Below are 939 nucleotides of genomic sequence, written 5' to 3'. Positions count from 1 at the left end.
GAATATCGATGGTGGCGCAACTATTGGTTATTAAAGAATGCTAATAAGGAATTTTTTATGAAAAAATTAAGTGTTTTTTTATTTCTACTGTCTGCTGTTTTTTTTAATGAGGGACTTATGGCTGATTCATCAATTATTTATACGGGATTTAATGCACCTACAGGGATTGCTGTCAACCAACAAGGCGTTGTGTATGTAACTAATTGGTCCGCTGGCTCGATCACTAAAATAAATACTAATGGTAAAAAGGAAGTTGTCGCAGATAATATATCATCTCCTGCGGGCATTACCATTAATCAGAATGGCGATGTCTATGTGTCCTCATATTCTGACAACTACATTCTAAAAATTAGTCCCGAGGGCGTTCAGCAGAAGATATCGACAGGTTACCGAACCCCAACAGGGATTGCATTTTCTAAGTCGGGTAATTTATTGATTACGAATCGGTCATCCGGTGATATATCTTCACTTAATCTAGATACAGGCAGTGTAATAACTCTTGTTACAGGGTTAAATCTTCCTGTGGGGGTTGTTGAACTCAACGATGGAAGTTTAGTCGTGACCCAATATAGCGGTCGGTTAACTCATATCAATAAAGCGGGCGATAAGCGGGAGTTAGGTCATGACTTTATTCGCCCCGGTGTGGGTATTGTTGCTGAGTCGGATGACGTTATTGTCGCTATCGATAATGGTGCGGATGCTGTTAAACGTGTCAATGTCATTTCGGGAAAAACCGAACTATTGGATGATAATTTTAGTGGCGCAGTTGCATTAGCGAAACACGGGAATAGTTATCTCGTAGGTACTTGGAATGACGGAAATATTCATTTAGTGAGATAATTAAGAAAATGGTTCAAGTGTAAAAATTGGATATAGATAGCGAGATTTGATCATTTAAATATAAGGAAATAAAATGAATAATAACGAATTGCCACAGAG

Annotated in this window: 1 protein-coding gene; it reads left to right on the top strand. The window is 38.1% G+C overall.

Annotated elements, in window-relative coordinates; all coding sequences use genetic code 11:
* Positions 1 to 840 (top strand): virginiamycin B lyase family protein (locus V1952_RS22095; protein WP_420075581.1); only part of this gene is annotated, 840 nt, incomplete at its 5' end.
* Positions 841 to 939 lie beyond the last annotated feature (99 nt).

It is taken from the genome of Yersinia sp. 2542 StPb PI, from assembly GCF_048593855.1.
In the GTDB taxonomy this organism is placed as follows: Bacteria; Pseudomonadota; Gammaproteobacteria; order Enterobacterales; family Enterobacteriaceae; genus Yersinia; species Yersinia enterocolitica_E.
Note: the sequence above shows the minus strand (reverse complement) of the source record. Positions and strands in the feature narration are given on the sequence as shown.